Raw genomic sequence first — 5,526 nt, 5'->3', positions numbered from 1 at the left:
GGCACAATCTGTGCCGGCCCATCTGCTCCCTCGAGAGCAAGAGGGGACAGGGCGTGCGAGCTGGAAGACGCGTGTCTCGACATGAGGGAGACCGCGGGTCGAACTGTAGGGGGCGTGTCCTATGTTGGCGTGTCGCCAATCGGTTATCGAGTGGCTAACGGTCGAGAACACCACTTGCTCATTCACCTGGGCTGACGCGTCAATTGTCGTGGTGGGGCTCGGTCGTGGCGGGAGATTCGTGCACCTAATTTATGCGACGCCTTTCACAAAAAAGTTTCAGTGATGTTACGATGAGTGAAACAAAATATGCATTTCGGGATGGTAATGAAGGCTCGGCGCGAACATGGTTGCGCGGGCCTTTTTCTATACCGGTCTGCGTGACAGTCACTCAACATTTAGGGAATGAATATGTCAAAGACACGCAGAATGAACAGAATATTCGGAGCCGACGGACGTTCGGTTTCGCTTGCTCTCGACGGATTTGGTTTCGCCGAGAAGACCGCGGGCGTCGACGACGCGGCCCGCAAGGTCCCGCTCATGGCCGAGTACGGCCTGAACAATGTCCTCGTCACCTACGGTCAGGCACGCAACTTCGCCGACTGCTTCACGGACGTCGGTTTGACTCTGCGTGTCGATGTGACAGCGGGTCTCTACGACGCTTCGGTTCCGGACACGATGCCGGCCTTCGACGTGACTGATGCGCTACGCATCGGTGCCGATGGTGTCGTCATCATGAACTTCCCCGGAGCCCACAACGAGGTGCCGTCGAACGCGTTCGCCGTGAAGCTGGCTCGCCAGTCTACCGAATGGAACCTCCCCTTCATGTGCGAGTCACTTCCGTACGGCTACCCCGTGACCACACCCGAGTCGGCAGACCCCGCCAAGATTGCGGCCGCCGCCCGCTTCAGCGAGGAACTCGGTGCCGACATCATCAAGACCCGCTTCTCGGGAGCCGATGAGGACCGCCTGATTGTCGACAACTGTACGGTGCCGGTGCTGGCACTTGGTGGCCCGAAGTCGGACCACGAGACCTACTTCGGTTTCGTCCAACACGTCATCGCCTGCGGCGCCTCCGGTGTCGCCGTGGGCCGTAACATCACCCAGGATCCCAAGCCGCTAGCAATGGTGTCAGCGCTCGGAGCCCTCGTCCACGAGGATGCCACTGCAGCGCAGGCCATGACAATTTACAACGAGATTAATGATTGATATTCCCGATCGCACGGTCATCCCGTCCGTCCGCCACCTGAAAGAACTCGAGACTGCTCTGACGAGCACCTCTCCGTACGTGTTGCTCACCAACGTTCACATTGGCAACCTTGAATCCCTCTCAAAGAAGTGCATTTCTGCGGGATACAAGGTCCTTGTTCACTGTGACCTCATTGGTGGGTTCCGTCCCGACAGGGACGGAATCAGGCTCTTGAAGAACATGTACGGAGTGTCCGGCGTGCTCACACAGAGCGCCCAGGTCGTGAACTTCGCTCAGAAGGCCGGCATGTACGGGATCCTTCGGGTCTTCATCATGGACTCTCGTTCGCTCGAGAAGGGCCAGCAGGTGCTCGAAGACGTGCGACCCGATGGTATCGAGATCCTCCCGGGAGCAATGGCGGACAGGTATTGGGAGCTCTTCGAACCCTACGCCGACAATGCCACCCTGATCGCGGGCGGAATGATCGTGACCACGAAGGAACGGGACAACCTCTTTGACTGCGGATACTCCGCAATCACGGTGAGTAGTCCCGGACTCTGGGACATCAGGGAGTAACGATTCGTGGTGGGCCCCCGCCTGCCGCGAGCAAGTCATCCCACCCGGAGCTCCCAGGCACAGAAAAGAACGCACGAGCCCGCCCTGTGAACGCGCCGAGCTTATTCGCCTTAATGCCGGTGCCCCAGGTCGCGCGAGAGGTCCCGAGACTCATCCAGTTTCGAAGCTGAGACTGAGAGCGGTCTCGATGCCGAGACCGCGGACCGCAAGTCACTTCTTGCGAGTGTGAGACGACTCTTGAATATCGTGTCGTCAACACGTTCGCTCCGTGCAGGTCCTCAATCCCCATCGATCTCTTTTTCATCGGCCCAACTATTCCATGAGCAATCCATCTCAACCCGTATTCACGACAAACAATTCTTAACTAGGAGTCAACGATGACTAACCGTTATGTTCTGGGAATCGACAATGGTGGCACTGTCACCAAGGCCGCAATCTACGATGCTGAGGGCAAGGTCTACGCCCTGTCTCAGGCGCACCTCGAATCGCTCAACCCCCGCCCGCTTTTCACGGAACGAGACATCGATCAATTCTGGGAAGCAAACGTCACTGCCATCAAGAACGTGCTTCTCGAATCAGAAATCGATCCGTCCGAGATCGCAGCCCTTGCTGTGACGGGCCACGGCAACGGCATCTACCTCGCACGCAAGGACGGTAGCGCGCCACGACCGGGAGTCATCTCGACCGATGCTCGTGCCCAGTCCTACGTCGATAAGTGGCTTGCCGATCCCGAGTACGACGACAGGGTTCGCGCCAAGACCGGGTCGACCGTGTGGGCTGGTCAGCCACCGGCACTGCTCGCCTGGTTCGACGACAACGAACCGGATCTCTTTGACGACACCGACTACATTCTGTCGGCCAAGGACTACATCCGCTTCCGCCTGACGGGGGAGGCGAAGATGGAGGTGACGGACAGTTGCGGAGTCGGACTCTCGAACGTGGTGACGAAGGAGCTCGATCAGGACCTGTTCGACTTCTACGGCATCTCCCGCTGGTCGGAGAAGATCCCGCCGTTCTGCGAGTCCGCCGAGATCGCCGGCTACATCACGGAAGAAACCGCCGCCCTCACCGGACTGAACGTCGGGACCCCGGTTGCTGGTGGCGTCATGGACGTGGCTGCGGGTGCGCTCGCTGCCGGACTTGTCGAGGAGCACGAGCTCACGGTTATCACCGGCACCTGGTCGATCAACGAGGTGCTGTCGCGCGACGTCAACCTCGACTCAGATAACAAGGTGTGGCTGACCATGCCCTACCCGGTCGACAACACCTACCTGTTCCTCGACGGTAGCCCGAACGGTGTCTCCAACCTCGACTGGTACCTCAAGTCCGTTGTGCGTAAGGCCCTCCAGGCCTTCGGTCACGGAGATGTCCCGGATGGGGAGGTGTTTGCGGCATGCGAACGCATGATTCACGACTTCGTGCCCGACATTGAGGACCCGATCTTCCTTCCCTACATCAACGGAACCGACATCTATCCCGACGGCAGGGCAGGATTCTTCGGACTCACCGGCTACCACGACATTCGCCACCAGGTCCGTGCCGTGTACGAGGGCGTCATCTTCTCGCACATGTACCACATCGAGCAGTTGCGGGCCCACGACGAGAAGCTGACCGGCCACGTGCGCTTCACGGGCGGCGCCGCCAACTCCACCATCTGGCTCCAGATGTTTGCCGACGGCATCGGCAAGCCCCTCGACATTGTCGACGCAACCGAGTCCGGCACCCTCGGCACCGCCATCTGCTCCGCCGTCGCCGCTGGCCTGCACCCCGATGTTGGCACCGCCGTGCGCGCCATGACCGCAGCCCCCAGGGCAACCGTCGAACCCAATCCCGAGTTCGCGGACCTCTTTGCGAAGCGCTACGAGCGGTTCATCTCGCTCATCAACGACCTCACCCCAACCAAGTAGGACGACCATGAAAATACTTGCCATTGCTGACGCCTTCATTCCGCTCGACATGCTGACCGAGGGGACGAAGGAACTCGCCGACGCCGGTCACGACATTACCTACGTCGAGTGGGAGTCGGAGTCCATCGAGAAGCTCCAGGAAGTGAACCTCGAGGTGGAACAGCACGGACCCAACGGGGTCGCACTACCTTCCAACATCGCGGATCAGATCCGCGAAGTGGAAGTCGTCATCACCCAGTTCGCTCCGCTTGGGCGGGAGGTGCTGTCTTCTAGCCCGAACCTCAAGATCGTGGGGGTGCTGCGAGGCGGCACCGAGAACGTGGACGCCGAGGCGGCCAAGGCCGCCGGCATCACCGTCCTCAACACGGGCGGCCGCAACGCGCGTGCGGTCGCGGAGTTCACGGTCGGCATGATCCTGGCCGAGACCCGCAACATTGCCCGCACTCACGCCGCCATGACAGAGCACGTGTGGCTCAAGGACTTCCCGAACTCGGACAACATCTGGGAGCTGGAGGGACGCACTGTCGGCCTCATCGGCGCGGGTAACATCGGCCAGCTCGTCATGCGGTTCCTGAAGGGCATGGACATGACCTGCCAGTTCTACGATCCCTACCTGGAGTCCTCCGAGTACGGAACGAAGGTGGAGAGCCTCGAGGAACTTGTTTCAACGAGCGACGTCGTGACCATCCACTCGTGCCTTACCGAGGAGAACCATCACCTCGTCGGCGAGAAGCTCCTCAACCTCATGAAGCCGACCGCGGTTCTCGTCAACACGGCACGTTCGGGCCTCGTGGATGAGCAGGCTCTGCTGACCGCACTGCGAGAAGGAAAGATTCAGGGCGCCGCAATCGATACCTTTGATGAGGAGCCGCTCGCGCAAGACTCGGAGTGGATGTCCCTTCCCAACGTCACCATCACGTCACACCTGGCGGGATCGACACGGGATGCGTTCGCTAAGACACCAAAGATGCTGAGCAAGAAGCTGCTGGAACTGCTGGAAAGGTAACGACATGGATCTTCATCTCACGGGCAAGCGCGCCCTCGTCACGGGCGGAGCGTCCGGCATGGGGGCGGCGCTCGTTAAAATACTTGCCGACGAGGGCGCAAGCGTCGCGCTCAACTACCGCAGCCGCGAGGCGGACGCGAGAGCGATGGCGGACGGGGTCGATGGAGAGGTTGTTCCGATCCACGCCGACCTGTCCGATCGTTCCCAGACCCGCAACCTGTTTGAAAAGTCCGTTGAGGCACTCGGTGGCCTCGACATTCTCGTGAACAATGCTGGACTGTGGTTGACCGCGAACGTGGGCGAGTTCGACGACAAGCTGTGGGACGACACCCTCGAGGTGAACCTCGGCGCCCCCATGCTCCTGTCCCAGCTCTTCATCGCGCACTGCACGGGGGAGAGCAAGCCCGGCCGTATCCTCAACATCACCTCGCAGGCGGCCTTCCGCGGTTCCTCCACCGGTCACGTCCCATACGCGACCGCGAAGGGCGGCATGGTCACGATGACAAGGTCGCTTGCGAAGGAGATGGGAAGCAACGGGGTCACGGCCAACTGCCTCGCCATTGGCACGATGGAATCGCCGATGATCGCGGATGCTCTCGAAAACAAGAGGGAGTTCTACGAGGCCAGGATCCCGATCGGATATGTCGCGACAGCCGAGCAGATCGCTTCCGTTGCTGCGTTCCTGGTTTCCGAGAAGTCGTCTTACATGACGGGAGCAACCGTGGACGTCAGCGGCGGCCAGCTGCTCCACTGAGGAAGACGGTAGCGGCGGGAAGGTCGAGGGGCCACACCTAGTCCATGTGATGTCTCAAGACATAGGTGACGTTTCTGTATCAGGACATAGGTGACAG

5 protein-coding genes are annotated in these 5,526 nt (G+C 60.3%); all 5 read left to right on the top strand.

Features of this window, described 5'->3' with window-relative positions; all coding sequences use genetic code 11:
- Positions 1 to 426 precede the first annotated feature (426 nt).
- The 5 genes from QMB98_RS03340 (at position 427) to QMB98_RS03320 (ending at position 5,429) form a co-directional block, all read left to right on the top strand.
- The gene (locus tag QMB98_RS03340) at positions 427 to 1,206 is read left to right on the top strand and encodes a class I fructose-bisphosphate aldolase (protein WP_371684235.1); all 780 of its coding nucleotides are present in this window, start codon (positions 427 to 429) and stop codon (positions 1,204 to 1,206) included.
- Positions 1,199 to 1,762 carry a glycerol-3-phosphate responsive antiterminator gene (locus QMB98_RS03335; RefSeq protein ID WP_371684233.1) on the top strand — a complete coding sequence of 188 codons (564 nt, stop codon included), beginning with the start codon at positions 1,199 to 1,201 and terminating at the stop codon, positions 1,760 to 1,762. The genes QMB98_RS03340 and QMB98_RS03335 overlap by 8 nt, the downstream gene beginning before the upstream one ends.
- Positions 1,763 to 2,139: 377 nt before the next feature.
- Positions 2,140 to 3,669 (top strand): FGGY-family carbohydrate kinase, encoded by a 1,530-nt coding sequence (locus QMB98_RS03330; protein WP_371684232.1) that lies wholly within the window; start codon positions 2,140 to 2,142, stop codon positions 3,667 to 3,669.
- A 7-nt stretch (positions 3,670 to 3,676) separates the two neighbouring features.
- Positions 3,677 to 4,675 (top strand): 2-hydroxyacid dehydrogenase, encoded by a 999-nt coding sequence (locus QMB98_RS03325; protein WP_371684231.1) that lies wholly within the window; start codon positions 3,677 to 3,679, stop codon positions 4,673 to 4,675.
- 4 nt (positions 4,676 to 4,679) lie between these two features.
- Entirely contained in the window at positions 4,680 to 5,429 is a 750-nt protein-coding gene (locus tag QMB98_RS03320; RefSeq protein WP_371684230.1) for an SDR family NAD(P)-dependent oxidoreductase, read from the top strand.
- Positions 5,430 to 5,526 lie beyond the last annotated feature (97 nt).

The organism is Flaviflexus sp., assembly GCF_041440645.1.
In the GTDB taxonomy this organism is placed as follows: domain Bacteria; phylum Actinomycetota; class Actinomycetes; order Actinomycetales; family Actinomycetaceae; genus Flaviflexus.
This window is presented reverse-complemented; position numbering and strand designations above follow the sequence as displayed.

Coding starts and splice junctions, on each gene's coding strand:
- QMB98_RS03340 (WP_371684235.1), top strand. CDS start 427: ATGAACAGAATATTCGGAGCCGACGGACGTTCGGTTTCGCTTGCTCTC.
- QMB98_RS03330 (WP_371684232.1), top strand. CDS start 2,140: ATGACTAACCGTTATGTTCTGGGAATCGACAATGGTGGCACTGTCACC.
- QMB98_RS03335 (WP_371684233.1), top strand. CDS start 1,199: ATGATTGATATTCCCGATCGCACGGTCATCCCGTCCGTCCGCCACCTG.
- QMB98_RS03320 (WP_371684230.1), top strand. CDS start 4,680: ATGGATCTTCATCTCACGGGCAAGCGCGCCCTCGTCACGGGCGGAGCG.
- QMB98_RS03325 (WP_371684231.1), top strand. CDS start 3,677: ATGAAAATACTTGCCATTGCTGACGCCTTCATTCCGCTCGACATGCTG.